Below are 26,276 nucleotides of genomic sequence, written 5' to 3'. Positions count from 1 at the left end.
AGGCGTGGGGAATCAGCGGGTCAAGCGGTACTGCAGGTAGACCTCCCGGTCGGTCAGGGCGCGGTCATAGAACTTCAGGCCGTCCATGCGGCAGTTGCAGGGATTGCCCTCGCGGTCGTTCTGCGGGAAGCTGCCGCCGATCTTGATGCCTCGGGGGTCGGTGGCGGAGGCTAGGTCGGGTTCGGGCGGGCCTTCGACGGCCCACGGATCCCCGGGCAGGACGTAGAAGCCGTCGAGGGGGCGTCCGTTCTTGTAGAGCTTCATCGTGCCGGTGTCGAAGTCGAACGTGGCGGCCAGCGCGACCCAGGTGTTCGGGGGCAGGACCTGCTGCCACGGCTGGTTCGCGGCGAACGTCTGGGAGGACGCGCCGTCCACGCGGCGGCCGAGGGCGACCACGCGGAGCTCGCCCGCGACGTTGATGACCTCCAGGAGCGCCCGTACGTCGTGGCCCGAGGAGGTGCCACTGAGCACGCCGGCGAGGCCCACGGCGTTGTAGAAGTCGTTCGGGTCGGCGCTGTTGGAATTGGGGCTCGGGTTCTGGCCGGTCATCTTGAACCAGCCCGTGATCGAGATCTGTTTCACCCCGTTGAACGCGCGGAGGCTGGGCACTCCGGGCGAGCCGAAGATGCCTGCCTTCCAGTCGTCGTTGCCCGAGGTGGTGGGGTTGACCTGGCCGAGCTGGAGGGCGTTCCGGCTGCCGCGGTACGCGCGGTCGCGCACGCGCATGGCGGCGCCGCCGTTCACCAGGTCGATGGGCGTCCTCGACCGGCCCCGGTCCCGCTCGCGGGACGGGTTCCCCGGGACGGGGTGGTCGAAGTCGTACGAGGCGATCAAGTGCCGCCGGAGTGTGTCAGGGTGGGCCGCCGCAGGGGTTGCAGCGGCCACCACGAGCGACCCACCCAGTGCGACGGCCACCAGGGCCGCCGCCGTCCTGTCGGTCCTCATCGGCCCACCCGCGTTCCGGTGACCTTGAGGTCGCGGATACGGCCGATGTTGTCGAACGAGCCGAAGCCGACGCGGCCCGCCGGGAACGTGGCGTCCACTGCGGTCATCAGCGGCTTCTTCGCGCCGTCAAGGTAGACGGCGGTCTCGCCCGTGCCGGCGCAGTGCCGGAGCCGGACCCTGTGCCAGCGCTCGTCGCTGACCGCGGGTGCCGCGCCGACCGAGCGCACCGGGTCCCACTGGTCGTCCAGCCGCAGCCGGTCGGCGTTGTTCACCGTGAAGATCCCGTTATGCGGATAGATCTTGTTGTCCGACGAGAGGTGGGCGTACGAGAACTCCAGGTCGGAGCGGTACCCGTAGACGAGGATCACGTCCCGGTTGGAGACCGAGACCGGGGTGTCCAGCCGTACCTCCGCCTCCAGCTGGAACGATCCCCAGACCGGACCGGCCGTCAGCACCGCGTACTCGAACGGGCGGCGAGGTCCTGGGCGTGCGGCGCCCGCTTCGGCGAGGACCGCTTCCTTGCCGGGGAACTGCCACTTCGCAGGGGTGACCGGTGCCCAGTTCCTGGCGGCCATGACATGCCGGACGGGAGTGCGGCCGACCTGGCAACCCGCGAAGGTCCGCGTCCCGGTGACCTTCCAGATCTTCCCGTTGGACTTGGCGATCAGGTAGAGCTCGCCGGAGCCGTCGCGGCCGATCCGCAGGTCGGGGCGCTTGGGGTCGCCGATCGAGCCGGGGCCGGACAGGTCGGGCATGGTGACGCGGCGGCCGGTCGCGCCGTCGTAGATCATGAGCTGGTGCAGCGGGGCGGGCTTGGCGCCGAGCCGCATGTCGCGTTCCTCGGTGTAGAAGATCCGGCCGTCGACGAGGTCGTCGAAGACGTACTTGCCGCGCAGCGCCGGGATCTTGTTGCCGCGGTAGACGAAGCCGCCCGCAACCGCACGGCCGACGTCGGAGGTGCAGTTCCAGGTGGGCGGCGGGTTGTGGTCGTACATGGCGACCGGGTAGGTGTAGCCGTTCTTGGCGTCGTCGGCCGGCAGCGGGTAGAGCCGGTGGCAGGGGTTGGTGGCGGCGCGGTCGAAGACCCAGCTCCCCTCGCGCTCGCTCCAGCCGAGGTTGGCGCCGGGGCGCACGTCGTAGATCGCCTCGATGGCGTGCTCGCCGATGTGCCCGAGGAACATGCGGTGCCGTCCGCCCGGGTCCCAGCTGAAGCGGTGCGGGTCGCGCATGCCGTACGAGTAGATCTCGCCGAGCACGCCGGCCCTGCCGGCGAAGGGGTTGTCCTTCGGGATGCCGTACTGCCCGTTGGCACTGTCGTTGCCGCGCGGGTCGATGCGGAGGATCTTGCCGTGCGGGACCGAGAGATCCTGCGGGACGGTCGTGCGCGCGCCTATGCCGCCGTCGCCGACGGCCACGTACAGCACGCGGGCCTCCGTGCTGCCCGCCCGCGCCGTCGGGTTGAAGTCGATCTGCTGGATGCCGTGGATCTGCCCGGCGAACCCGATCCTGAGGACCTCGCGCCGCGTTCCCCTGAACGTGTCGGCGGCCGGGTTCTCGGCCGTCCATTCGGTGACGATGCCGTGATAGGTCGTGTTCGGCTGGGGGGTGAAGTCCGGCTGCCTGGTCGCGGCCGAGGCCAGCTCGGTGTGCACGGTGTAGAAGCGGCCGTTCGTCCTGAAGCCCGGGTCGAACGTGACGAAGCCGAATCCCTGGCCCATGCCCTTGCCCGAGAAGAACGCCGGGGCGAACGCGGCGCCGACGTCGAGATAGACCGTGGGCGCCTTGCCGTCCTCGACGAGATACATCTTGCCGTTCAGATCCGGCACGTACTTCCGCCGCGAACCATCGGGGATCTCACCGAGATGGTTGATCCGCGCCACCCGCATGAGCCGCTGGTCGGTGGGCGGAGGGGTCGGGTCCGATTTGGGGAACTGGGCGAACTCTTCGACGGTCAGCCCGAGCCCGGAGGTGATCGGCTCCTCCGGTATCGGGTCGAGGATCGGCTCGCCCGGAGGTGCCGAACGTGCCTGCGTGGAGTTCGCGTACGCCGGCGCCACCTGCAGTGAGGCGGCGACGGCCACGGCGATCGCTAGATGGAACCATCTTGTCCTGCGCATCCCATCCGTCCTCTGGTCGGAGTGATTGAAAGCGCTTTCTCACTAGACCCCGATGGAAACCCCGATGAATCTTCGATGGAACCCCGATGACTCAGGCGCCGTGCGCCGCGATGCGCACGGTCACGTCAGCTCCGGGACCTCTAGGCGGCGGCCCTCGCGCCAGGCGCGCAGCCCCAGCTCGGCTAGTTGGACGCCGCGTGCTCCGGCGTGGAAGTCCCATTTGAACGGGGCGTCCTCGGCCACGTGCCGCAGGAACGCCTCCCACTGGACCTTGAACCCGTTGCCGTACTCGGCGTTGTCGGGCACCTCCTGCCACTGCCCGCGGAAGTCCTCGGTGGCGGGCAAGTCGGGGTTCCAGACCGGCTTGGGCGTCATCGAACGGTGCTGGACACGGCAGCGGCGCAGGCCGGCGACGGCGCTGCCCTCGGTGCCGTCCACCTGGAACTCCACCAGCTCGTCGCGGAAGACGCGGGTCGCCCACGACGAGTTGATCTGCGCGACGATGCCGCCGTCCAGCTCGAAGATGCCGTACGCCGCGTCGTCGGCCGTGGCCTCGTAGGGTTTGCCGTCCTCGTCCACCCGTCCGGGGATATGGGTGGCGCCAAGGCACTGCACCGACCGCACCGGCGCCACGATCTCGTCGAGCACGTACCGCCAGTGGCAGAACATGTCGGCGATGATGCCGCCGCCGTCCTCGGCCCGGTAGTTCCAGCTCGGCCGCTGTGCCTCCTGCCAGTCGCCCTCGAAGACCCAGTAGCCGAACTCGCCCCGCACCGACAGGATCTGCCCGAAGAAGCCGCCTTCCACCAGCCGCCGCAGCTTGCGCAGACCGGGCAGGAACAGCTTGTCCTGGACGACGCCGTGCTTGATCCCCGCTTCGTCGGCCAGCCGGGCCAGCTCCAGCGCGCCGGACAGGTCATCGGCCAGCGGCTTCTCGGTGTAGATGTGCTTGCCGGCGGCGATCGCCGCCCGGATCGCCCCGGTCCGGGCGCCGGTGATCTGCGTGTCGAAGTAGATCTCCACTCCGGGGCGGTCCAGCGCCTCGGCCAGGTCGGTGGTCCACTCGGTGAGCCCGTGCCGTTCGGCGAGGGCCTGGAGTTTGCCGGCGGTGCGGCCGACCAGAATCGGCTCGGGCCACAGCACGGTCCCGTCCGCGAGCGGCAGCCCGCCCTCCTCGCGGATGGCCAGAATCGACCGGAGCAGATGCTGGCGGTATCCCATCCGTCCGGTCACGCCGTTCATGACCACGCCGACGGACCTGCGTTCCGTCCCCATGAATCCCCTTCACTCCAGAGAAACCCGTCCCGAGAAGAGCCGTTGGTCGTGCATGGCGCCGTTGGTCGTGCACGGCGCCGTCAGTCGTGCGCGGAGCCGGCACCGAGCAGGTCCCGGATGCGCCGCGTGGCGCGCGCGAACTCGGGCCGCGCCATGGTCGCGGCGTAGTCCCGTTCGGGCGGCAGGCCAACGTCGATGATCTCCTCGACGGTGCCCGGCCGCGGCGTCATGACCACCACCCGGTCGGCGAGATAGACCGCCTCCGCGATCGAGTGGGTGACCAGCAGGACCGTCGTCCCGGTCTCCCGCCAGATGCGGTTGAGCTCGACGTTCATCTGCTCGCGGGTGAGGGCGTCCAGCGCGCCGAACGGCTCGTCCATGAGCAGCACCGGCGGCTCGTGCAGCAGCGCCCGGCACAGCGCCACCCGCTGCTGCATGCCGCCCGACAGCTCGTGTGGGTGCGCGTCCTCGAACCCGCGCAGCCCGGTCATCTCGATCAGCTTGTCCGCCCGCTCCCGCGCCTGCCCGGCGGGCATGCGCCGCATCTCGGCCTGGAGCAGGATGTTGCGCCGGGCGGTCCGCCATTCGAGCAGCGCGGCCCGCTGGAACACATAGCCGATGTCGCGCCGCGGGCCGGCGACCTTCTCGCCGCGGAGCCAGACCCCGCCGCCGGACGGCTTGAGCAAGCCGGCCACCAGTTTCAGCAGCGTCGACTTGCCGCAGCCCGACGGGCCGACGATCGCCACGAACTCGCCCATGCCGACGTCCAGCGACACCTCGCGCAGTGCCGTCACGTCACGCTTCTTCGTCCGGAACCGGACCGCGACATCCTCGATCCGCACCGCCGCGTCGGTCCCTTCGCCCGCGCGCCCGGTCCTCGCCTCGGCCCTGTCCTCGCTGGTGATCTCCACGGCCCTCCGTCAGCCTTGCGGGGCCATGTCCGAGGCCCAGTACTTCTCGGGTGCCTCCGCCTTGCCGATCACGCCGGTCTGGGCGAAGAGATTGATGGTCTGCGTCCAGTCGGCGGCGGTGTTGACGCCGGGGGCCTTGCCCTTGGTGGCGGCGGTGTGGAGCAGCGTGACCGTCGTCTTGAACTGGTCGGTGAGGACGTTGGGCGGCGGCAGCTGCGCGGAGGCGCCCTGCATGGACGCGACGGCGCCGGCCGGGTCCTTCTCGGCCGCGGTCCAGGCCTCGCTGGTCGCCGCGAACATGCGCTTGGCCAGGTCGGGCGAGCTCTTCAGCTTGCGCTCGCCGACGATGAGGCCGTTGGAGTAGTAGCTCAGCCCGAACGAGGAGAAGCGCAGGTACGACACGGGCTTGCCCGACTTGTTCTGCATGGTCGGGCCCTGGTCGTTGGCGTAGCCGATGAGCGCGTCGACCTGGCCGGACATCACCGCGGCCATCTTCCCCGCCGGGTCGGTGTTCTGGATACGCACGTCGGTCTCGGTGAGGCCGTTCTTCTTCAGGAACACCGGGAACGTCTTCGACGGCGCGTCACCGGCGGTAGAGGCGATGCGCTTGCCCTTGAGGTCGGCCGGCGTCTTGATGGCCTTGCTGGTGAACGACTGCACCGAGACGGGGGTCGTCTGCAGGAACACGCCGAGGCTCTTGACCGGCAGTCCCTGGCCGACGCCCGCCATGAGCGGCGGCGTGTCCGCCCAGCCGAAGTCGGTCTGGCCCGCGCCGGTCGCCTGCACCGTCTTCTGCGAGCCCTGGCCGGCCTTGATGTCGATGGCGATGCCGTGCTTCTCGTAGATGCCCTGCTTCTTGCCGTAGTAGAACGGGGCGTGCTCGCCGTAGGGGTACCAGTTGAGCGTCAGCGTGACCTTGTCGAGTTCCTTGCCGGACGCGCTCTTGGTCTTGCCCGAGTCGTCCCCGCCGCACGCGGCGGTGGCCAGGAGGAGCGGGACGAGGACGGCGGCTGATCTGCGGAGTCTCATGGGGGGTGGACCTCCGGTCTCAGGGGTCGGTACGTCTGCTCGGGATCAGTGGGTGCTCGGTATCAGTAGGTGGTGGTGACGGCCGAGCCGCGGCGGCTGGCGTGCCAGGGGATGAGCAGCGCCTCGGCCAGCTCGACGAGGACGAACAGCACGACGCCGATGGCCGACATGACCAGCAGCCCGGCGAACAACATGGGGGTGTCGAGGTTGCCGTTGGCCTGGAGGATCACGTAGCCGAGGCCCTCGTTCGCGCCGACGAACTCGCCGACGACGGCGCCCGTGACCGCGAGCGTCACCGCGACCTTCAGCCCCGAGAACAGGTACGGCAGCGACGCCGGGAAACGGATCTTGAGGAAGGTGGCGAGCGAGCCGGCGCCCATCGTCGCCGACAGTTCGAGCATCTCGGGGTCGACGGCCTTGAGGCCGGTGACCATCGCGATGACGACGGGGAAGAACGAGATGAGGACCGCGACGAAGACCTTGGGCGTCATGCCGAAGCCCAGCCACACCACGAAGAGCGGCGCGATCGCGATCTTGGGGATGACCTGTGCGAAGAGCAGGATCGGATAGAGGGTCTTCTCCACCGTCGAGGAGTAGACCATGACGACGGCGGCGAGCACCCCGAACGCCACCGCGAGCGCGAAGCCGAGCAACGTCTCGTACGTCGTCACCCAGGTGTGCTGCCAGATGTAGTCCCATTTCTCAGCGAAGACGTCGAGCGTTCGTCCGGGTGACGGCACCAGATAGGGCTTGACCAGCTCGGCCGCGGTGACGGCCCACCACGCGGCCAGGCAGGCGGCGAGCAGCGCCACCGGCCGCCACGACCGTTCCAGTCCGTCCCGCAGCCGGTCGCCCGGACCGGGTCTCGTCCGTTCGGCGACTCCGGCCACCGGCACCTCGGAAACCGTGCCCTGACTCACCACGAGCACCTCCATCGGCGGGCTCAGAAAGCGCATTCAGAAAGCGCTTTCTGTTGTACGATATGGACGCCTCCTGGCACGGTCAAGGGGTCAGCCCAAGGCGAATATGCGAGCTACTTGCAGTGGGACCGGGCTTCGGGTGGCGACCAGGGACTGTGGGATGGCCGGGTCGGGGAGGGCCTAGTGGCGGGTGAACGGGCGCATGTGACGCTCCAGGACGTGGCACGGCAGGCGGAGGTGTCGCTCGCCACCGCGTCGCGCGTGCTCAACGGCACCTCCCAGGTACGGGCCGATCTGCGTGAACGCGTGCTCGCCGCCGCCGCGGAGCTCGCCTACACCCCCAACGCCCACGCGCAGGCACTCGCGGGCGCGTCCAGGCAGGCCCTCGGCGTCATATGCCACGACGTCAGCGACCCCTACTTCGCGGCGATCGCCCGCGGCGTGATGCGCGCCGCCGCCGAGCACGGGCAGCTGGTCATGCTCGCCAGCACCAACCGCGATCCGGCCCGCGAGGTCGAGTACATCGCCATGCTCCGGGCCCAGCGGGCCCGCGCCATCCTGCTGATCGGCTCCGGCTTCGAGGACCGCGGCTGGGAACGGTCGATGGCCGCCGAGCTCGACCCGTACCAGCGCGCGGGCGGCCGGGTCGCGGTGGTCAGCCGCCACCGCAGCCTCAAGGTGGACGCCGTGGTGCCGGAGAACCGCGAGGGCGCCGCCGCCCTCGCCCGCGCGCTCCTGGACCTCGGCCACCGCGACTTCGCGGTGCTGACGGGGCCGCTCTCCCTGACGACCGTGTCAGACCGCCTCGCCGGGTTTCGCGACGCCCTCACGGAGGCGGGAGTGTCCCTGGGCCCGGAGCGGGTCATCGAGGCGGCCTTCACCCGCGACGGCGGCCACGCCGCCGCCACCGAGCTGATGCGCCGCGGACTCCGCCCGACCTGCGTGTTCGCCGTCACCGACGTGATGGCCATCGGCGCGCTCACCGCCTTCCGCGAAGGCGGGCTGGACGTGCCGCACGACATCTCCCTGGCGGGCTTCGACGACATACCGATCGTCGGCGACCTCACTCCCCCGCTCACCACGGTGGCACTCCCCCTCGACGAGATGGGGGAACGCGTCACCAAGCTCGCCCTCCGCGAGCCGCGCGGCCACCGCAGCCGCGTCGAGCGCATCACCGGCGAGGTCGTCCTGCGCGCCAGCACCGCGCCCCTGTGAGCCAGTTCCACCGGATTTTGGTCAGCGCCAGATTTTGTCAGCGCCGACTGTTACGTTCCCGGCGTGGAAATCGAGGCTCCCGAGCTCGTCGAACTGGTGCAGGACCCTGACGCGGACGTCCGGCGCGGTGCGGTGTGGGCACTGCGGACGCTCAGCCCCGACATCGTCCTGCCGCTCCTCCGCGACGCCCGCCGGACGGGCCGCGGTCGCGCGCGCCGCCACGCGCTGACCGCGCTGCTCGCCGTCGGCGGTCCGGACGCCCTGGACGGCCATGACCGCGCCGTCATCCGGCGGCTCATCCGTTTCAAGATCCCCGCCGAGGTGCCCGCGCCGATGCACGTGTGCGGCTCCTGGTTCGCGCTGCCCACCGGTGACCAGGCCGCCGTCCTGGACGCGTTCGGCCTCGGCGATCCGGAGCCGGTCACCATGCGCCTCGGCGGCCGTGCATGGAATCACGACCACCACGAGCGCGCCTCCCCGGGCGCGGAGCACCAGGGGTGTTCACGTGTCCATGTGAGTCCCGTGCTGGACGGCTGGACCCTGGTGTTCGGCGCGCCGTCCGACGACCACCACCGCATCGGCCCCGGCGGGGACGTCGCCTACGAGGAGAGGCTCCGCGACACCATGCTGGCGCGGGCCGCCGCGCTCAGCCTGCGGTTCGGCACCGTCCACTGGTACGGAACGGGCTGCGGCGACGGCTGGACCGCGTGGATCGTCGCGGCGAACGGCGAGATCCAGCGTTACTACGACGCGTTCGATCCCGACGACCAGATCGGCCGCCCGCAGCCCGCCGAGGAGGGCCTGCTCCTCCCCCACGAGCACGTGCCCCCCGACGGCGAGGTCTGCGACGCCCGCACGGTCGCCGCGCGGGCCTCGGTGGACCCCGGCGCCCTCGGCCCTCATACGCGGGTCGAAGGGCACGGCGTGCTCGCCCTCACCGTGTGCGGCCGCGAGCACGGCCACCCGCGCGGCGTCCTGGAGGTCTGACCCTCACGCGGGCCGCCGTCGTTCCGGCACGACGCTGCGGGCGGTCAGCGGAGCTCGGCCGTGGTGAGGAGGCGGAGCTGGGCGGCGACCCATGCGTCGATCATGCGCTGGGGATCGCCGGCGCCGAGGGCGTGGCCGAGGTCGGTGAGCAGGGCGGCGGCCGAGCGGAACCCGGTCCGGTCGAGGTCGGCGGCGGCCCGGTCAAGGCGCGCGCGGGCGGTGGGCGTCAGGTGCCGGAGGCCGCGGTGGGCGGCGTCGGCACACGCGGCGAGTGCCGCGTCGAGCACCTCGCCCAGCCGGTCCGCACGCGGCCCGGCGTGCGCGTCCAGATCACCTTCGCCCTCGCCGGGGGCGAGGTCGGGCACGGTGGCGCCGTCGGCGGTCAGCACCGCGATCGGGTCGAGGACGAGAGCGCCCCGTGACCGGCGAAGTGTGCCGCTGACGTAGCGGGGCTCGCGGCCGAGCGCGGCGGCGAGGTCGTCCAGCGCGCCCGGGGCGTAGGGGTTGAACGTGGCCGACACGGTCGCGGTCGTTCCGGCGGCGTCCGCGATCGTGGCCTCGATGCGCTGGTCGCCGGGGTGGTAGCCGATGTCGCACACCTCGGCGATCTCGACGACGCGGACGAGCTCGGCCTCGACGCGGGGGCGGATGAGGCGCGGTGGGAGGAGGCTCAGCGCCTCGCCGGCCTGCCGCAGGTCCCGGACCAGGATCGAGCCGGGAAGGTCCTCCCAGGACGCGCCGAGCGGGGTGATCGTGGTCTTGGCGACGCGGCCGGTGCCGAGCCTGACGACGCGACCGGCGCTGCGGGACGCCGCCTCGGAGACGACGTTGGCGGTGGCGAGCGTCCGGAGCGGCGAGCCGGAGATGCGGCGCCCGCCGAGGACGTGTCCGGTCACGGTCGCCTTCCACCGGCGTTTCAGCACCAGGACGATGCCGGAGCCTGCCTGGGCGAGATAGACGTCGGCCGTGCGCTCGTCGTCGGTGCCGCCGATGCGGCAGCCGAGCGCCGTGAGCCGGACGCGGCGGAGCGGGGTGTCGGCCGACTCGTCGGTGCCCAGGATCTGGGAACGCGGGCTCGCGGCACCGGCCCGGCTCGCGCGGTGGCGGGCATACAGCTCGGTGATCAGCTCCGCGAGGCGTTCGGCCTGGTACACCGCGTGGCGTTCGCTGTACGCGGTGAGCTGCTCCATGAGGTCGCCGGCCGCGGCGGCAGGCCAGTAGAGGTTCTGGGCGGCGAGGTCCTGGCCCGCGCGCCGCAGGGCGCTGACCAGCACGGGGCTGGTGTGCATGGCGCCGTCGAGAAGCAGTTCCCCGGCCAGGTCGAGGGTCTCGGCCAGGTCCGCCTGATGACCGCCGGACTTGCCTCCCACGTCGACCCTGACGTCGTTGGCGGTGAGGCCGCGCTCGTCGGCTACGCGGAAGGCCCAGACGGCGAGCACGATGGCCTCATCGCGCATCGAGGGTGCGGCGTCGGTGTGGGCGTAGCCCAGCTCGCCCGGCACCAGGAACCGCACGATGCAGGTGGGCAGCTCGACGCGTGGCACCGGGTCGGCGGCGTTGGGCCGGTGGATCCGCGCGGTGTAACCCGCGCGGTGCGTCCGCCGGGCCGCCGTGAGCACGCGCGGGCCCAGCACGCGGGCGAGAGCGTCGTCATCGATCGTGCCCGGTGACCAGTGCACGAGCTCGTCGCCGGGCTCGGGCGACGCCGCATCCTGTGACGCCGTGTCCTGTGACGCGGCCTCCGGCTGTGCGGCGTGGTCGCGCTGGTAGGTGAGGACGACGGCGATCCGGTGCCGGCAGGTGCCGGTGGCCGCGCAGGTGCAGGAGGCGGCCTCGAGCCCGGCGCCCGCGGGGAGGACGGTCTCGGTGCCGTCGGGCAGGCGGCCGCGCACGGTGCCGTCGGCCTCGACGACCAGGTCCGGGCCGCCGCCCGACTCCACGTCCTTGGTGGCGCGTTTGACCAGGCCGCGGTTGGCCAGCGCGGCCAGCGAGTCGGGGGTGAGGGCCAGCAGGTCCGAACGGGTCACCGGCCGATCCTCTCCGCCACGAACTCGGCCAGCCGGCCCGGCGTCATCGCGCCGACATGGGCTCCGGCATCGGCCAGCCGCTGGGCCATCGCCCGGTCGAACTCGGGCTCGGCCTCCTCGTCGAGCGCCGCCAGGCCGAGCACCTGCGTGCCCTGCTGCGCGAGCTCCCGCACGGACCGGACGAGGGTCTCCTCGTGGCCGCCCTCGTAGAAGTCGCTGATCACCACGAAGATCGTGCGGCGCGGGTTCTCGATCAGCGTGGCGCCGTAGCCGACCGCCCGCGCGATGTCGGTGCCGCCGCCCAGCTGCACCTTCATCAGCAGCTCGACGGGGTCGGTGACGTCGGACGTCAGGTCGACCACGTCGGTGTCGAACGCGACGAGGTGGGTCTTGAGACCGGGCAGGCTCCACAGGCAGGCGGCGGTCACGGCCGAGTGGATGACCGAGCCGACCATGGACCCGGACTGGTCGACGAGCAGGATGAGCTGCCACTTGTCCAGGTGGCGCCGCGTGCGCGAGACGAAGTGCGGCTCCTCGATGTAGACGCGGCGTTCGTCCGGCCGGTAGTTGCCGAGGTTGGCGCGGATCGTCCGGCGGAAGTCGAAGTTGCGGGCCTGCTTGAAGCGGCTGGGACGGCGCGAGCGGGTCCCGGAGAACGCCTGCCGGATCTCGGTGGCCAGCTTCTCGGTCAGCTCGCGGACCACGGCCTCGACGATGCGGCGGGCGAGCGCGAGGACCTCGGGGTTCATCAGGTGCTTGGTGCGCAGGACGGCGCGCAGCAACGTCGGGTTGGGCTCGATGCGCTCCAGCACCGCCGGGTCGGTGACGACGTCGAGGATCTCGTAGCGTTCGACGGCGTCGCGCTCCAGCCGTTCGATGGTCTCCTTGGGGAACAGCCGGTGCACCTCGTCCAGCCAGTCGACGGTGGTCAGGACGGAGGGTCCGGTGCCGCCCTCGCGACCAGAGCCGTCGGGTTCGCCGGTCCCGTCGCCTCCACGCACGCCGCCGCGGCGCACCCCGCGCCTGGTCAGCTCCGGATCGCCGCGGCCGTAGAGCCAGTCGAGGGCCCGGCCCTGCTCGGCGGCCTCGCCCGCCAGCCCTCCGCAGTGGCCTTCGGCGGGCGCGCCCAGGATGAGCCGCCAGCGTTCGAGCCCGGGATCGGTCGTCATGTCAGGCCCTCCGCGGCGAGCAGCCGGTCCACCTTCTCCTCCAACGCCCTGGCCTCGGCTATCAGTATCGGGTCGGCCGGGGCACGCAGCAGCGTGCGGCCCGAGGCACGCGAACCACGCCGCTCCAGCAGCCCCTTGGCGATGGCCTCGCGCTCCCGTGGCGGGAAGAACTCGAACGCCTGGCGGAGTGCGGGCAGGGCGATCAGGAAGTCCGCCTCACCCAGTTCGGCGACAAGTTCGTCCAGCACCGCCATCACGCCGGGCTCGCTCAGCACCTCGTCACGCGCGAGGGCGAAGAGCCCGGCCAGCCAGTCGCCGAGCGTCCGCGGACCCGCCGCGCCCCGGACGGCCCGGACCGGATCGCCTTCCTCACCCAGCGCCCAGCAGAGGCCGAACGCGGCGCCGCGCAGATCCGGCGGCACGCCGTGATCGGCGCTGACACGGCCGGCGACGCCGAGCGCGGACCGCCGGTCGAGACCGAGCGCGCCGCCGGCGTGGATCAGGGCGTCCCGCGTCGCGGCCAGGGCGGCGAGCCGGTCGAGGTCGGCGGGCGCGGGCCCGCCCCGGACGCCCTCCACCAGCCAGAGCAGCCGCGTGACGCAACCCTCGATCACGGTCCCGAACAGCGGGCTGCGCGCCGTGCCGAGCAGCCGGTCGTGCCGCCACAGGCCGAGCACCGTGGCGAGCACCCGGCCCAGGGCCGCCACATCGGCCGCGCCCGTGATGCCCGCCGCGATGGCCTCGCCGATCGTGTCCGAGAGCTCGGTGGCGCCGCAGAGCGCGGCGTCGAAGAGCACGTCGCCGAGCAGCCCGACGTCCGGGCCCGCCGCGAGCGTGCGCTCTTCCAGGACGGCGGTCGCGGCGTCGGCCAGCGTCGCCCCGTACGCCCCGGCCTCGATCAGGGCGGAGAGCCGCGTGTCGTCGTCGTGGGAGAGCGTCCATTGCTCCCGCAGGACGGGATCCACGCCGGTCGACGGGCCCGAGTCCCGTTCGGCACCGGGGATCCGCAGGACGCGCAGCCGATGCAGGGCACGGCTCCGCGCAAGGTCACGAGGCTCGGTGAGCTTCAGCGTGACCGTGCCGTCCCGGTCGAGCCTCAGCCGTTCGAGCTCGGCGGTGACGTCGTGCACGAGCGGCGGCGCCGGGGTTTCGGGGTGCAGGCGGCCGACCCGGCCACCGCTCAGCGCGGCGACCATCTCGGCCACCACCGGGTGGGCGCGGGGCGACAGCGGCCCGCGGGACGTCCACGGCAGCGGCTCTTCGAGGTCGTCCGAAACGAGCGCGGCGACCAGCCCGTCGAGCAGGTCCGTGCGCGATGGCCGACTGTGGCCGCGAAGCCTGGCCAGCCCGTCGGTGAGGGTGCGGGCGGCGATGAGGTCGGCCGTGGAGACCGCCTGCTTGCGTTTGCGGAGCCGCGACACGACGGCCTCGATGAGCCCTTCGGCGGCGCCCTTCGCGCCGCTCTCCCAGAGGCGCTGGTAGTACTCGGGCGAGGGCATCCCCGACTGGTAGCCGGTGAACGAGTCGAGGCGCCGGAACGAGTACGGCACGAGATAGCTGCCGCCGGAGGCGCCATCAGGGGGCGACGGCACCTCCGGCCAGCCGTCTCCGTCCGCCGCCTTGCCGTTGTCCACCATGGCTTGGAGGGCAGGGCGGTGGAAGCCGCCTGTCACCACCACGACGGGCGGTTCACCTGCCTTGCTGACCGCCGCGCGGATCCAGCGCGCCATGTACGCCTCGCGGGCGCTGTCGTCCTCCCCGGCACCGGACTCGCCGCGAATCAGATCGAAGTAGGTCGCGAGCCGTTCTTCGAGCCGGTCATCGGGCTCGACCTCGACCATGTGATCCCAGAGCGCGTCCACGTTGTCGACCGCGAAGCGATGGCACAGCCGTTCCATGACCTTGGCATAGCGCTGCTCCGCGTCGGCGTAGCGATTGCGCCGGTCGGCGAAGGCCGGATGCCAGGCGGGCAGGTCGATGAACCGCACGTCCGCGCCGGCCGCCCGCCCCGAGGTCAGCGCGACCCACTCGGGCGAGTAGTCGCAGAACGGGGTCCACGAGAGGTGCGACCGGTCCCCGTCCCGGTAATGGCTGAAGATCGCCACCGGCAGCTCGTGGCCGAGGGCCAGCTCGTCCAGCCGTTCGCTGAAGTCGGCGGGGCCCTCGATCAGCACGTAGGCCGGGCGCAGCCGCTCGATCGTCCGCCGGACGAGCCGTGCGCAGGCCGGGCTGTGGTGCCGTACGCCGACGAAGGTGACCGTCATCAGCCGGGAAGCAGGTGCCGGGCGTCGTGCAGAGCCTTCCACTGGGCGCCCCTGCGCCGTGGCGCCTGCTGCTCCAGATAGCGCCGCAGCCGGGCGAGGTCCTCCGCGTTGTCCTTGGCGGCGGTGCCCGCGAGGCATTCGACGATGTCGGCGGGCGTGCCCTGCTCGCCGCGCAGGAACCAGCCGCGGACCCCGATGGCGTGCGCCACCGAGACGGCCTCCGCGGTGCTCATGACCGTGGACAGCCGTTCCATCGTCTCGCCGCGCTCGGTCATTCCCGAACGCAGCTCGCGGAACGTGGTGACCAGCACCTCCAGCACGTCCCGGCTCGGCGGGGCCGTCACTCCGGACCGTTCGAGCAGCGCGCTCGCCTCGGCCTCCACCAGGCCGAGCTCGGTCGCGAAGTCGGCGATCGGGAAGACCGTCTCGAAGTTGAAGCGCCGCTTGAGCGCGGCGCTCATCTCGTTCACGCCGCGGTCCCGGGTGTTGGCGGTCGCGATGACGTTGAAGCCCTCGCGGGCGAAGACCATCGAGTCCGCGCCGGTGAGCTCCGGCACGGCCAGCACCCGTTCCGACAGCAGGGACAGGAGCGAGTCCTGGACCTCGAGCGGGCAGCGCGTGATCTCCTCGAATCGCACGATCTTGCCCCCGGCCATCCCGTTCAGCATCGGCGCGGGCACCAGCGACCGGGGCGACGGGCCCTCCGACACCAGCAGGGCGTAGTTCCAGGAGTACTTGATCTGGTCTTCGGTGGTGGCGGCCCCGCCCTGGATCGTCAACGTCGAGTCCCCGCTGACGGCCGCCGCGATCAGCTCCGAGAGCAGCGACTTGGCGGTGCCGGGCTCGCCGACCAGCATCAGCCCCCGGCTCGTCGCCAGCGTGACCAGCGCCCGGTCGATCAGCGACGGGTCGCCGACGAACTTGCGCCGGATGCCGCGCGTCTCGTCCCCGACGATGAACCGCCGCGCCGCCTCCAGGCTCAGCGCCCAGCCGGGCGGCCGCGGCGCGTCGTCATCCGCGCGCAGCCGCGCCAGCTCCTCCGCGAACCGCACCTCCGCGGGCGGCCGCTGCAACTTGTCTTCGGCGGTGGCAGTGTCGGTCATGGATTCCCGTCCAGGCTGATCAGGTCGGTAAGGATCTCGGAGGCGGTCACCGGGTCGAGCTCGGCGAACGTGTGCGGTGTGCCCTCGCGCGGGTAGTAGTCGTCGGGCCGGCTGCTGAGCCAGACGTACGTGAGCTTCTGCTCGGGGAACTCGTCGAGCATGCCGACCGCGAGGCCCGGGTCCAGATCGATCACGACGTGGCGGTCGGCGGAGACCTGGCGCGAGATCCACGGTTCGATGCCCGCGTCCAGTGGCGTGCCGCGTTCCCAGCCGCGCTTCACCAGCCCGAGGACCTTGCCGAACGGGACGGTGAGCCCCTCGAAGCGCGTCAGCCGCCCGCTCGCCCGCTCCTCGTCGGTCAGCGCGTGCACGGACCGGCCGAGCTGGGGGAACGGCTGGAGGATCTCGTAGTCGGCGAACGACTCCGACCAGGCGTCCACGTCCTCGCCGAGGTCCAGCGGATGTGCGATGCCGATCTGCGCCGACTCGGGCAGGGTCAGGACGTCGTCCGCGACGTCGGCGAGCGTCCGGTCCTCGGCGAGCCGGAACGCGGTGCTCTTGCCGCCGTCCTCGCACAGCCAGACCACGCGCCGGGCGATGTGCCAGAGAAGCGGATGGGTGGCGAAGAAGTCGTGGAACTCGGTGGCGGACCAGCGGCGCCGGGTGACCATGGCCGACTCCAGCCGGCTGATCTGGTCGGCCGCGACGGTGCGGACGTCCTTCTTGAGCGTGGAGAACGCCTTGTACGAGGCCGGAGCGAGATCGGGGTCGTCCTTGGCTCCGGGTTTGGGGAGGGCCTTGCGCGGTTTGCCGTCCTCGTCGGTCACATATGGCTTGAGCTGCTCGTCGAAGCCGACCCGGAAGCTGCGCGGGCCGTAGTCGAGCGTCATGGCGCCGTCGTGATCCAGGCCGAAGTCGGGGACCAGGCGGTCGGCGAGCTGCTCGGGGCTCAGCCCCAGCCCGGCGGCGACCTCCTTGATCTTCTCCTGGGCCTTGGTCTTGAGGCCCTTGAACTTGACCTTCTGGGCGATGCCGTGCAGGTGCATGAGGGCCACGTCGGTGCCGATCTCGGCGAGCGCGTCCAGGCCGGCGACGGCTTTCTTGTGGCCGCCCTCCCCGGGCCAGGCCCTGATCAGTGGCGTAAGGCGGCGTACGGTCTCGTCGTCGCCCAGCCAGCCGAGCTGCGACAACGCCCAGCCGTCCGGCGACGGGGCACCGGCCATCTGCCATCGCTGGAAGAGCCCCCAGGAGAACGCGGCGAGAGACTCGGGTGTGCAGACTTCCTTGACCGCCGCCACCCCCGCGTAGACCTCGCTGGGCTTGGACATGGCCAGCATGGTGAGGAAATGCCTGGTCGCGTCCGGCGGTAGCGCCCCCGCGCCGTTCGTCAGCACGATCTGCGGCAGCAACGCCGGATCGGCCCAGCCTCCGACTGAGGGGATCTTGTCCGGCAGGAGGCTGAGGGGATCGATGTCCAGCAACGTCTCGATCGCCGCGGCCGCCTGCTCGCCGTATTCGCTGGCGACCTGGAGGATCTGCTCGCTGCCGGACCTGGCGGCGAGCATCAGGAGTGCCCCCTCGGCCGCGCGCTGTTGCCTGCCCGGCTTTCCCAGCGCCGCCGGGATCAGGAGCCGCGCCGCCGCGGCTCCGTGCCGCCCGAACCAGGCCATGGCGATCGGCCGCGCCGACTTGCGCCGGGCCAGCCAGTCCGCCATCATTTCGGCCGCTCGGACGTCGAGGAAGGGGAGCAGGAGCGCACCGTTGCCCGTGGGGTTCTTCTCGGCCGCCGCCAGGGCGTGCGGGAAGGCCGCCAACCCGAACCGGGCAGCCAGCGGCTTCACCCACCGGTCGGCGTGCCACAGCTGTTGCGACTGCCATCCGGCAAGGAGCGGACGGACGAGCTCTTCGGGACCGTGGATGAAGAGCTGGGGCTCCAGCCACAGAGTCATCTTCCCGTCCAGGAACGTCTGGACGTCCGCCTCCCAGCCCGCACTGCTCGGGAGTCCGGGACGCACCGCCACGTCCGCCCACTCCTGCTGCTCGCCGTCCGCCCATGCCAAAGCCGGTTCCGAGGGAGCGCTGAGGCCGGTCACGACGACCGGCTCCTTCGCCTCGCCCTCCCGCGACCACGGCGGCTCGACGAGCAGCGACGGCAGTGCCGTGACCGGAGCCTCCGCCATCCGTTCGGACTCCTTCGTCAGCCGCTCCACCACGGCACGAACGTCGTCGGAAAGCCCCGGCAAGGAGGCCCTCAGCTCCGGATGAGCCAGCAGATGCCCGGTCAGCAGGTCACTGATCGCGACCGCCGTCTTGGACGTGCCCGAAGCCTCCGGCACCAGAAGCCTCAGTGCCCGCACAGGGAAACGCCCCATCGCCTCGAGCAGGAAGGGTTGGACGTGTTTCCATTCGATGCGGGACACCAGCGCGGTGAACGCCTCGTCCGTGGGCATCGCGGCGAGCACCTCGAGATGGACCTTGAGATCGTGTGTGGCCGAGGTCCGATCGATGGCCTCCACGAGCGGCGGCGTGAGCGCTTCGGGCCCGACTCCCTCGGCCAGCGACACCAGGACCTCCAGCAGGCTGCCCGCGTCCCGGGTCAGCCATGCCCACGGCCCGAGCAGCGCGATCTGCTCCGGCCTGCCGAGCGCACACCACAACATCCACCTGATCCTGCTTTCGTGCACCCCGGTCGGTGGCGCGGCACAGCACTCGTCCACCCAGTCGCCCTCGGTGGGGACCAGGTACGAGACGACGACCCGCTGCAGGTCGGTGTTCCGGTGGCCGGCCAGCCGCCGCACCGCGTCGCCGTATTCTTCCTCCTCCGCGACGGCCAGCAGCGCCCGCATACGCCGCGCGACCGAAGACCGGGCCCACCACCGGTCGAGGTGCTCGCCCGGCTGCCGGTAACGCACTTCCAGATCACGGACGTCGCCCTGGCGATCCCAGCCGTTCCACGCCGTGACGATCCCGGACAGCTCCGCGAACGCGCAGGCCGCGAACGCCACTCCGTGCTCCACCGCCCAGGCGTCCACATGCTGTCTGCACTCGTCTTCCCGCTGGCGGTTCCGCCCCGGCTGCGCGAGGAGGATCGCCGTCACGACGGCCGCGCCGGTCGGGTCGGCCTTCCCGGCCAGATGCCCCCGCGCCTTCCGGACGAGCGTGGCATCGCTGCCCGGATGCGCGAGCGTGCTCTCCAGATGCTCGTCCGCCTGCCGCACCCGCTCCCGGACGACCCCAGGCGCCCGCCGGTCGGGCGTGATCCCGGTGATCACGGCGCCCCCGCGCCGCGGATGCAGTCGCTTCAGCCATGTCTCGGGAAGGACCAGCGCGTTCTCATCATGGAACCGAGGATCGATCACGACGCCTCACGTTAGAGGAGTCATGCGACAATCCGCCCGCAGACGAGCGATCAAGACATCATTCGCGGGCGCGCCCACCGGAGAAGACCTAGGTCTCCCGCCGGGGCGTTCAGCCGAGGTCGAGGACCGCCTTGCCGTGGAGGCGGCGGCCGAGGAGGGCGTCGGCCGCTTCGGCGACCTTGTCCCACGGGCCGCGCCAGGAGATCTGCGGGCTGAGGTCGCCCGCCGCGACGCGTTCCGCGAGCCAGGTGAGGTCGGGTGCCAGCTCGCGGTGAGCGAGCAGGGTGAATGTGACGATCGAGCGATCGTGGCGGCCCTGGTCGGCGAAGAGGGCGCCGAACGGGAAGGTCTCGCCCTCGCCGGTCGAGTGCCCGACGGCGACCAGCGTGCCGCCCTCGGCCAGCCGGGAGTGCGCGGCCACCAGCGGATCACCGCCGAGCATGTCGACCACGCCGTCCACGAATCCGGTCACCTCTGCCGGATCGGACACGACCTGATCCGCGCCGAGCGCGCGGAGGCTGTCGCCGTGCGCGCCGGGGTCGCCGGTGGTGGCGATGACCTCGGCTCCGCCGAGGTGGGCGAGCTGGACCGCGTACCGCCCGACACCGCCGGTGGCTCCCGTGACCAGCAGCCGCTTGGCGAGGATCGGGCCGAGTCGGTGAAGCGCTCGGAGCGCGCTGGCGCCCGCCACCGGGACCGTGCTGATCGCTCCAAGGTCGGCGCCGGCCGGAACGACGCCGATCATGTCGGTGTCGACCGCACGGAACTCAGCCCAGGCGCCGTCCGCAGCGAGCGTGACCACGGGGGTGCCTGCGGCCGGCCCGGAACCGTCGGCGGCGGCGCGTGCCACGATCCCGGCGGCGTCCCAGCCGAGGACCGTCCCGTCGGGGGCGTTCTGGATGCCAAAGGCCACCTCGCCGTAGTTGAGTGAGATCGCCGTCACCCTGACCAGCGCCTGGTTCGGTGCGGGTACCGGTTCGGGCGCGTCGCCGAGCCGCAGGCGGGAGTCGTCGACCAGCAGTGCGCGCATGGATGTCTCACCTTCACCGAGGGGTAAATGCCACTGAGTAGCAAAATACTACAAGGGGCATTCGCCTACCGGATACAGTGGGGTGGTGAGCACGAGTGAACTGCCGCTCCGGGAGCGCAAGAAGATCCGGACCCGCCAAGCGCTGATCGACACGGCGCTGGCCAGGTTCATGGGGGACGGCTTCGACGGCACGACGCTCGACGAACTGTGCGCCGAGGTCGAGGTCTCCAAGCGCACGTTCTTCCGCTACTTCGCGAGCAAGGAAGACGTTGCGATGGCGCCGATCCATGATCTGTGGTCCGCCTTCCTGACGACGCTCGAAGCGCGCGAGGGCGGCGGCGTGCTGGTGGAACTCTTCCAGGACACACTGCTCCGGACCCTTGACGGGATGCCCGCCGAGGGCTGGGCGGACCAGGTGCTGCTCAGCAGGAAGCTGGCGGAGCGGACGCCGTCGATGACCGCGCACGGCCTGGAGTTCTGCGACCGCACGACACGTGCCGCGCTCCAGATCCTGCGGGAACGTTTCGGCCTGGAGGCCGCCGACCTGCGGCCGCGGCTGGCACTCGACATGGTGGTCGCGGCGTTCCACTGCGCGCTTGAGGAGTGGACGTTCCAGCCCGGGCCCGCGAGCCGTGACGATCTCGCCGCCCGGCTCCGCGGCGCGTTCACCGCGATTCCGGAGAGCGTCACGATGACGGTCGCGAGCCCGGATCCGGCTGGATAGGCGTGGACTAGACGCTCTTCTGGTACGAGCGGAACGTGGCGACCGAGACGGCCACGCAGACGATCGCGAGCGCGAGCAGGCCGCCCAGCCGGACCGAAACATCGCCCCACTCGGGGTTGGTGCTGAGAGCCGAACGGCCGGCGCGGACCGCCCAGTCGAGCGGGTTCCAGGTGGCGATGTGGCGGAGCCAGCCGGGCATGAGTCCCGTCGGCATGAACGCCGATGACAGGAACGTCAGCGGCAGCATGAAGACGATGTAGATCCCGATGATGGCCTCGCGCTGCCGCAGGACCATGCCGGCGGCGTTCGACAGCGAGCCGAACACGATGCCGACCAGGACCGCCGCCGCCACCATCGCGGCGGCTCCGGCGAGACCGCCCGGCAGCTCCGCACCGGCCAGCAGGCCGAGGAGCAGAATGATGATGGACTGGAGCGTGGTCGTGACGGCCTGCTCGACCACGTTCGCGTTCATCAGCGCGACACGGCTCGCCGGGGAGACCAGGAAACGGTTGAGCGTGCCCCGGTCGATCTCCTCCAGCGTGCCCATGCCCGCCCACATGTTGGCGTTCATCGCGTTCATGGCGATGACCCCGGGAATCAGGTAGTCCAGGTACGAGCCGCCGCCGAAGCCCGGGATCTCGGCGACCCGCTTGAACAGCTCCCCGAACAGGAACAGCCAGATCGCCGGCTGGAAGATGTTGCCCACGATGACGAAGGGCTGCCGTGCGATGGCGTGCAGCCGGCGCCCGCTCAAGTACCAGGTGTGCGTCAGTGTGGTGGTCATGAGCGGTTCGCCCCCTCGGCGACGAGATCCTCGGATTCGCTGTAGCGGCGCCCGGTGAGGCGCAGGTAGACGTCGTCGAGCGACGGGCGGGCGACCGTCACGGAGGCCGCGGGTGCCCCTGCGGTCTGGAGCGCGGCCAGGATGGCGGGTACGGCCGACGCGCCGTCGTCGCTGCGGGCGCTGATGGCGTCGCCGGCGACGAGGACGTTCCGTATGCCCTGCAGATCTTGCAGGGCGGAGCGGGCGGCGGCCGGGTCGGTCTCCGCCGCCAGCTCCAGGTGGACGACGTCGCCGTGCAACGCTCCCTTGAGCTCGTCCGGCGGCCCCTCGGCGACGACGCGGCCGCGGTCGACGATGGCGATGCGGCCCGCGAGCCGGTCGGCCTCTTCGAGGTAGTGGGTGGTCAGGAGGACGGTCATGCCGTCCTCGCCGGCGAGGCGCGTGATCTCCTCCCACATCGCGGCGCGCGACTCGGGGTCGAGGCCGGTGGTCGGCTCGTCGAGGAAGAGCACCTCGGGCCGGTGCACCAGCCCGAGCGCCACGTCCAGGCGCCGCTGCATGCCGCCGGAGTACGTCTTCACCAGCCGCCCGGCCGCACCGGTCAGGCCGAAGCGGGCGAGGAGCTCGTCGGCGCGGGACGCCGCGTTCGCTCCGAGGCCGTGGAGGCGGCCCTGGAGGACGAGGTTCTCGCGGCCGGTGGCGCCGGGGTCGGCCCCGGAACGCTGCGCGACGACGCCGATGGCGCGCCGGACCCGGTCGGGGCGGCGGAGCACGTCGATGCCGTCGACGATCGCCGTCCCCTCATCGGGGCGGGCGAGCGTCGTGAGGATCTTGATCGTGGTGGACTTGCCGGCGCCGTTCGGGCCGAGGAGCCCGAAGACGGCTCCGCGCGGGACGGTGACGTCGAGCCCGTCGAGGGCCCGGACGCCTTCCTTGTCGCCGCGTACGGCATAGGTCTTGACGAGGCCCTGCGCCTCGATGGCGGCTGAAGATGGCATGGCTCTGCCGCTCCTCCGTTCGATGGGTTCGGGTGCTTCGGTCACGCCGATCGACGGAGGTCGCCCTCTGTAGGCTGGGCGCAACGCACCTCCGTCGCTGGCACGACGGTGTGGCGGCCCCGGTGCGGTGCTCGGATCTTGGCGGAGAAGAACACCGTGCCGGGGGATTCTGCGTCAAGCAGGGATTCGGGTCAGGCGGAGCCCTCGCTTTCGTCGTTCTCCTCGTGGAGCAGTGCCGGTTCCTGGAGCAGTGCCGGTTCCTCGCCAAGCAGGGCCTGGTCGGCCTTGAACCACTCGGTCTGCCGCATCTCGGCGGGGAGCTCGCTGGTCTCATGCCAGGTGCGCCAGTCGGCGAGCCCTTCGAACGAGCCGTCGGCCAGCTCGGTGACCATGGCGCGCACCCAGTCGGCCTCGGCCTGCTTGAGCGCCAGGGCGTACTCGCCCTCCAGCAGGAAGAGCCGCGGCATGCCCTGCCCCACCATCAGGTCGGCCAGCGTGGCACGGGCCGCGGTCATCTCCTTCTCCAGGGTGCGCAGCCGTTCGGCGAGCAGGCCGGCGACCTCGTCCGGGGGCAGCACGATCACCAGGGAGAGCGCCGCCTCGAACAGCGGGTACTCCTTGGCGGGCGTGCGGACCAGCTCCCGCAGGCGCTCGGTCAGCTCGGCCCGACCGGCCTCGGTGATCCGGTAGACGGTGCGCTCCGGGCGCCGCCCGGCCCGCGCCGTGCCCTCGGCCTCGACGAGCTCCCGGTCGGCCAGGTTCTGGACGACGGTGTAGAGCGACCCGTAGCGGATCTTGATGCTCTGGTCCTTGCCCCGGTGCTTGAGCCGTTGCGCGATCTCGTACGGATGCATCGGCCGTTCGATCAGCGTGGACAGCACCGCCAGCGCCAGCGGGCTCGTGCTCGTGCGTCGTCCCGGCATCGTGTCATCCATCCGCGTTCGTATATTCGTTTACGAATATACGACGGCGCGGCGGGACTCGACAAGCCTTCTTCGCGACCGCTCAGCGGTGCCCTTCGACCTTGTCCGCGGCCTTGCGGGCGGCGATCAGCACGGGATCCCACACGGGCGAGAAGGGCGGCGCGTATCCCAGGTCGAGACCGGTCATCTCCTCGACCGTCATCTGGCTCCAGAGCGCGATGGCCAGGCCGTCGATGCGCTTGGCGGCGTTCTCCTCGCCCACGATCTGGGCGCCCAGCAGGCGGCCGGACCGTTTCTCGACGATGAGCTTGGTCTTCATCGGAGTGGTGCCCGGGTAGTAGCCGGCCCGCGTCGTCGACTCCACCACGACGCTCAGCGACTCGAACCTCGCCGCGGCGGCCTCCGCCTCGTTCAGCCCGGTCCGGGCGACCTCGACATGGCAGATCTTCGACACGGCCGTGCCGACCACGCCGGGGAACGTCGCGTAGCCGCCGCCGAGATTGAGCCCCGCCACGCGGCCCTGCTTGTTGGCGTGTGTGCCGAGCGCGATCGCCACCGGCTCACCCGACACCAGATGGCGGGTCTCCACGCAGTCTCCGGCGGCCCACACGCCCTCGGTGCGGGTCCGCATCCGGCGGTCGGTGATGATCCCGCCGGTCGGCCCGACCGCGATGCCCGCCGCCTCGGCCAGATCGGAGTTCGGCCGGACGCCCATGCCGAGGACCACCAGGTCGGCGTCGAGCGTGCGCTGCGGGGTGACGACCGCCCGGACGCGGTCGCCGGAGGTCTCGAACGCCTCGACGCGTTCGCCCAGGTAGAGGCTGACACCGACACCGCGGAGAGCGTCCGCGACGAGCTCGCCCATGTCGGGGTCCAGGGTGCGCATCGGCTGGGAGGCGCCGTCGACAAGGCTGACCTCCAGCCCGGCCTCCACGAGCGCCTCGGCCATCTCCAGCCCGATGTATCCACCGCCCACGACGACCGCGTGCCGAGGCCGGTCCTCGTCCAGGGCACGGCGGATCGCGATCCCGTCGTCCAGGATCTGGACGCCGTGGACGCCCTCGGCGTCCGCCCCGGGAAGCCTGGGCCGCCGCGGGACCGCACCGGTGGCGATCAGCAACTGGTCGAAGCCCTCCTGGCGTTCGGCTCCGCTGTCGAGGTCGCGGACCCGCACGGCCCGCCGGTCAAGGTCGATCTCGGTGACCTCGTGCCGGGTGCGGACGTCGATGTCCTGCTTGGAACGGAACTCCGCGGGGGTCCGCACGATCAGGTCGTCCAGGGCGTCGACGTGCCCGCCGATGAAGTAGGGGATGCCGCACGCGGAGTAGGAGGTGTGGCAGCCGCGCTCGAAGACCATGATCTCCAGCTCGTCCGGCCCGCGTCCGCGACGGGCCGCGGACGCCGCACTCATCCCCGCCGCGTCGCCGCCGATGACGACGAGCCGCTCGCGCCCGCGCGACGCCCCGCGCTCAGCGGACACGGCCGCGGGGCTTGAGCCGGGTGGTCGGAAGCGCGGGCGCGGGCAACCGGTCGCCTGCGTAGCCACGCACCTCGCCGAAGCGTGAGCCTGCTTTCAACGTGTCCGCGTTCATCCAGTCCGTGCGCGCGGCATCGATCTCCTCGCCGGTGCGGGCGACGAAGTTCCACCACATGACGATCTCCTCGGCGAACGGCTCGCCGCCGAGGAGCAGCATGTGGCTCGCCGTCGCCGCGCTCACCTGGAGCTCCGACCGCCCGCAGCCGAGATAGAGCAGCGAGCCGGGCGCCAGGTCCACGCCGTCCACGTTCGCCACCCCCAAGGTCGTGAGGACCGCGTACTCGAAGTCCGGCTCCAGCGGCAGCCGCGCGTCTCCTCCCGCCGCCAGAGTGAGGTCCACACCGACGAGCGGTGAGAAGGCCGTCCCGGCCGATCTGGCGCCCGACATCTCGCCCATGAAGACGGTGGCGCGCAGGGCGCCGTCCTCCAGCACCGGGAGATCAGCGTGGAAGTCCCAGCGCGGTTCGGTGGCGCGGGCGCCGTCCGGGAGCGCGACCCACAGCTGCGCGCCGTGCAGCGTCGCCGAGTGGGCCGCCGGCGACTCCTCGGAGTGCGCGATGCCGTTGCCCGCGGTCATCACGCCGAGCGTCCCGGGCCGCAGCGTCTGGAGGCTGCCGAGACTGTCGCGGTGCAGCACCTCGCCGTCCAGCAGCCAGCTCACCGTCTGGAGCCCGATGTGCGGGTGCGGCGGGACCTGCATGCCCGGCTGGTCGACGATGTCGTCGGGCCCGTAGTGATCGACGAAGCACCAGGCGCCGACCATGCGGCGGCCCAGGGTCGGCAGCAGCCTGCGGACCTCGCCGCTCTCGCCGAGCTGGACGGAGCGGCCCTGCAGCAGCTCGCGCACCGGCTCGGCCGCCACATCCGCGCGGCCGCCGCATTCGGTCAGCGGGGGCCGGACGTCAAGATTGCTCATTCGGCCGTCTCCATGATGATTGAATCCTCAACGATCTTGTTCT

The 26,276-nt window shown here is 71.5% G+C and carries 20 protein-coding genes; 3 read left to right on the top strand and 17 right to left on the bottom strand.

Annotated elements, in window-relative coordinates:
- Positions 1–12: 12 nt before the first annotated feature.
- The 6 genes from F8566_RS31265 to F8566_RS31240 form a co-directional block, all read right to left on the bottom strand.
- Positions 13–945: a LamG-like jellyroll fold domain-containing protein gene (locus F8566_RS31265; protein ID WP_151565441.1), complete on the bottom strand. Its 933-nt coding sequence runs from the start codon at positions 943–945 to the stop codon at positions 13–15.
- Positions 942–3,062, bottom strand: coding sequence for a PQQ-dependent sugar dehydrogenase (locus tag F8566_RS31260; RefSeq protein WP_151565440.1), 2,121 nt, complete (start codon positions 3,060–3,062; stop codon positions 942–944). Before F8566_RS31260 ends, F8566_RS31265 begins: the two co-directional genes overlap by 4 nt.
- Positions 3,063–3,182: 120 nt before the next feature.
- Positions 3,183–4,337 (bottom strand): Gfo/Idh/MocA family protein, encoded by a 1,155-nt coding sequence (locus F8566_RS31255; RefSeq protein ID WP_151565439.1) that lies wholly within the window; start codon positions 4,335–4,337, stop codon positions 3,183–3,185.
- An 80-nt stretch (positions 4,338–4,417) separates the two neighbouring features.
- Complete coding sequence (locus F8566_RS31250; protein ID WP_151565438.1) at positions 4,418–5,248, bottom strand: ABC transporter ATP-binding protein; 831 nt, start codon at positions 5,246–5,248, stop codon at positions 4,418–4,420.
- 9 nt (positions 5,249–5,257) lie between these two features.
- On the bottom strand, positions 5,258–6,277 hold the full coding sequence (locus F8566_RS31245) for an ABC transporter substrate-binding protein (protein ID WP_151565437.1): 1,020 nt from the start codon (positions 6,275–6,277) through the stop codon (positions 5,258–5,260).
- A 62-nt stretch (positions 6,278–6,339) separates the two neighbouring features.
- Positions 6,340–7,233 (bottom strand): ABC transporter permease, encoded by an 894-nt coding sequence (locus tag F8566_RS31240; RefSeq protein ID WP_225993684.1) that lies wholly within the window; start codon positions 7,231–7,233, stop codon positions 6,340–6,342.
- Between the two features lie 147 nt (positions 7,234–7,380).
- On the opposite strand from F8566_RS31240, the gene F8566_RS31235 reads away from it, so the two are divergent.
- Positions 7,381–8,412, top strand: coding sequence for a LacI family DNA-binding transcriptional regulator (locus tag F8566_RS31235; protein WP_225993683.1), 1,032 nt, complete (start codon positions 7,381–7,383; stop codon positions 8,410–8,412).
- Positions 8,413–8,475: 63 nt separating this feature from the next.
- Complete coding sequence (locus tag F8566_RS31230) at positions 8,476–9,399, top strand: HEAT repeat domain-containing protein (RefSeq protein WP_151565435.1); 924 nt, start codon at positions 8,476–8,478, stop codon at positions 9,397–9,399.
- 44 nt (positions 9,400–9,443) lie between these two features.
- Here the strand turns inward: F8566_RS31230 and F8566_RS31225 are convergent, their stop codons facing one another.
- From F8566_RS31225 to F8566_RS31200, 6 genes are all read right to left on the bottom strand, one after another.
- A complete protein-coding gene (locus F8566_RS31225) occupies positions 9,444–11,426 on the bottom strand; it encodes a hypothetical protein (RefSeq protein ID WP_151565434.1) in 1,983 nt (660 codons plus the stop codon).
- Positions 11,423–12,595 (bottom strand): VWA domain-containing protein, encoded by a 1,173-nt coding sequence (locus F8566_RS31220; RefSeq protein ID WP_151565433.1) that lies wholly within the window; start codon positions 12,593–12,595, stop codon positions 11,423–11,425. Before F8566_RS31220 ends, F8566_RS31225 begins: the two co-directional genes overlap by 4 nt.
- Positions 12,592–14,859, bottom strand: a complete 2,268-nt coding sequence (locus tag F8566_RS31215; protein WP_151565432.1) for a DUF5682 family protein — start codon at positions 14,857–14,859, stop codon at positions 12,592–12,594. The genes F8566_RS31220 and F8566_RS31215 overlap by 4 nt, the downstream gene beginning before the upstream one ends.
- On the bottom strand, positions 14,859–15,962 hold the full coding sequence (locus F8566_RS31210; RefSeq protein ID WP_151565431.1) for an AAA family ATPase: 1,104 nt from the start codon (positions 15,960–15,962) through the stop codon (positions 14,859–14,861). Before F8566_RS31210 ends, F8566_RS31215 begins: the two co-directional genes overlap by 1 nt.
- Positions 15,959–19,321 (bottom strand): DUF4132 domain-containing protein, encoded by a 3,363-nt coding sequence (locus F8566_RS31205; protein WP_151565430.1) that lies wholly within the window; start codon positions 19,319–19,321, stop codon positions 15,959–15,961. The genes F8566_RS31210 and F8566_RS31205 overlap by 4 nt, the downstream gene beginning before the upstream one ends.
- Positions 19,322–19,430: 109 nt before the next feature.
- A complete protein-coding gene (locus tag F8566_RS31200; RefSeq protein WP_151565429.1) occupies positions 19,431–20,351 on the bottom strand; it encodes a zinc-binding dehydrogenase in 921 nt (306 codons plus the stop codon).
- 85 nt (positions 20,352–20,436) lie between these two features.
- On the opposite strand from F8566_RS31200, the gene F8566_RS31195 reads away from it, so the two are divergent.
- Positions 20,437–21,075 carry a TetR/AcrR family transcriptional regulator gene (locus F8566_RS31195; protein WP_151565428.1) on the top strand — a complete coding sequence of 213 codons (639 nt, stop codon included), beginning with the start codon at positions 20,437–20,439 and terminating at the stop codon, positions 21,073–21,075.
- A gap of 7 nt (positions 21,076–21,082) precedes the next feature.
- Here F8566_RS31195 and F8566_RS31190 read toward each other — a convergent pair whose 3' ends face one another.
- From F8566_RS31190 to F8566_RS31170, 5 genes are all read right to left on the bottom strand, one after another.
- Positions 21,083–21,859, bottom strand: a complete 777-nt coding sequence (locus tag F8566_RS31190; protein ID WP_151565427.1) for an ABC transporter permease — start codon at positions 21,857–21,859, stop codon at positions 21,083–21,085.
- The gene (locus F8566_RS31185) at positions 21,856–22,857 is read right to left on the bottom strand and encodes an ATP-binding cassette domain-containing protein (protein WP_151565426.1); all 1,002 of its coding nucleotides are present in this window, start codon (positions 22,855–22,857) and stop codon (positions 21,856–21,858) included. The genes F8566_RS31190 and F8566_RS31185 overlap by 4 nt, the downstream gene beginning before the upstream one ends.
- A gap of 191 nt (positions 22,858–23,048) precedes the next feature.
- A complete protein-coding gene (locus F8566_RS31180; protein WP_225993682.1) occupies positions 23,049–23,780 on the bottom strand; it encodes a PadR family transcriptional regulator in 732 nt (243 codons plus the stop codon).
- An 82-nt stretch (positions 23,781–23,862) separates the two neighbouring features.
- On the bottom strand, positions 23,863–25,260 hold the full coding sequence (locus F8566_RS31175) for an FAD-dependent oxidoreductase (protein ID WP_225993681.1): 1,398 nt from the start codon (positions 25,258–25,260) through the stop codon (positions 23,863–23,865).
- Positions 25,250–26,233 carry a pirin family protein gene (locus tag F8566_RS31170; RefSeq protein WP_151565424.1) on the bottom strand — a complete coding sequence of 328 codons (984 nt, stop codon included), beginning with the start codon at positions 26,231–26,233 and terminating at the stop codon, positions 25,250–25,252. The genes F8566_RS31175 and F8566_RS31170 overlap by 11 nt, the downstream gene beginning before the upstream one ends.
- Positions 26,234–26,276: the final 43 nt, after the last annotated feature.

The organism is Actinomadura rudentiformis, assembly GCF_008923185.1.
Lineage (GTDB): Bacteria > Actinomycetota > Actinomycetes > Streptosporangiales > Streptosporangiaceae > Spirillospora > Spirillospora rudentiformis.
This window is presented reverse-complemented; position numbering and strand designations above follow the sequence as displayed.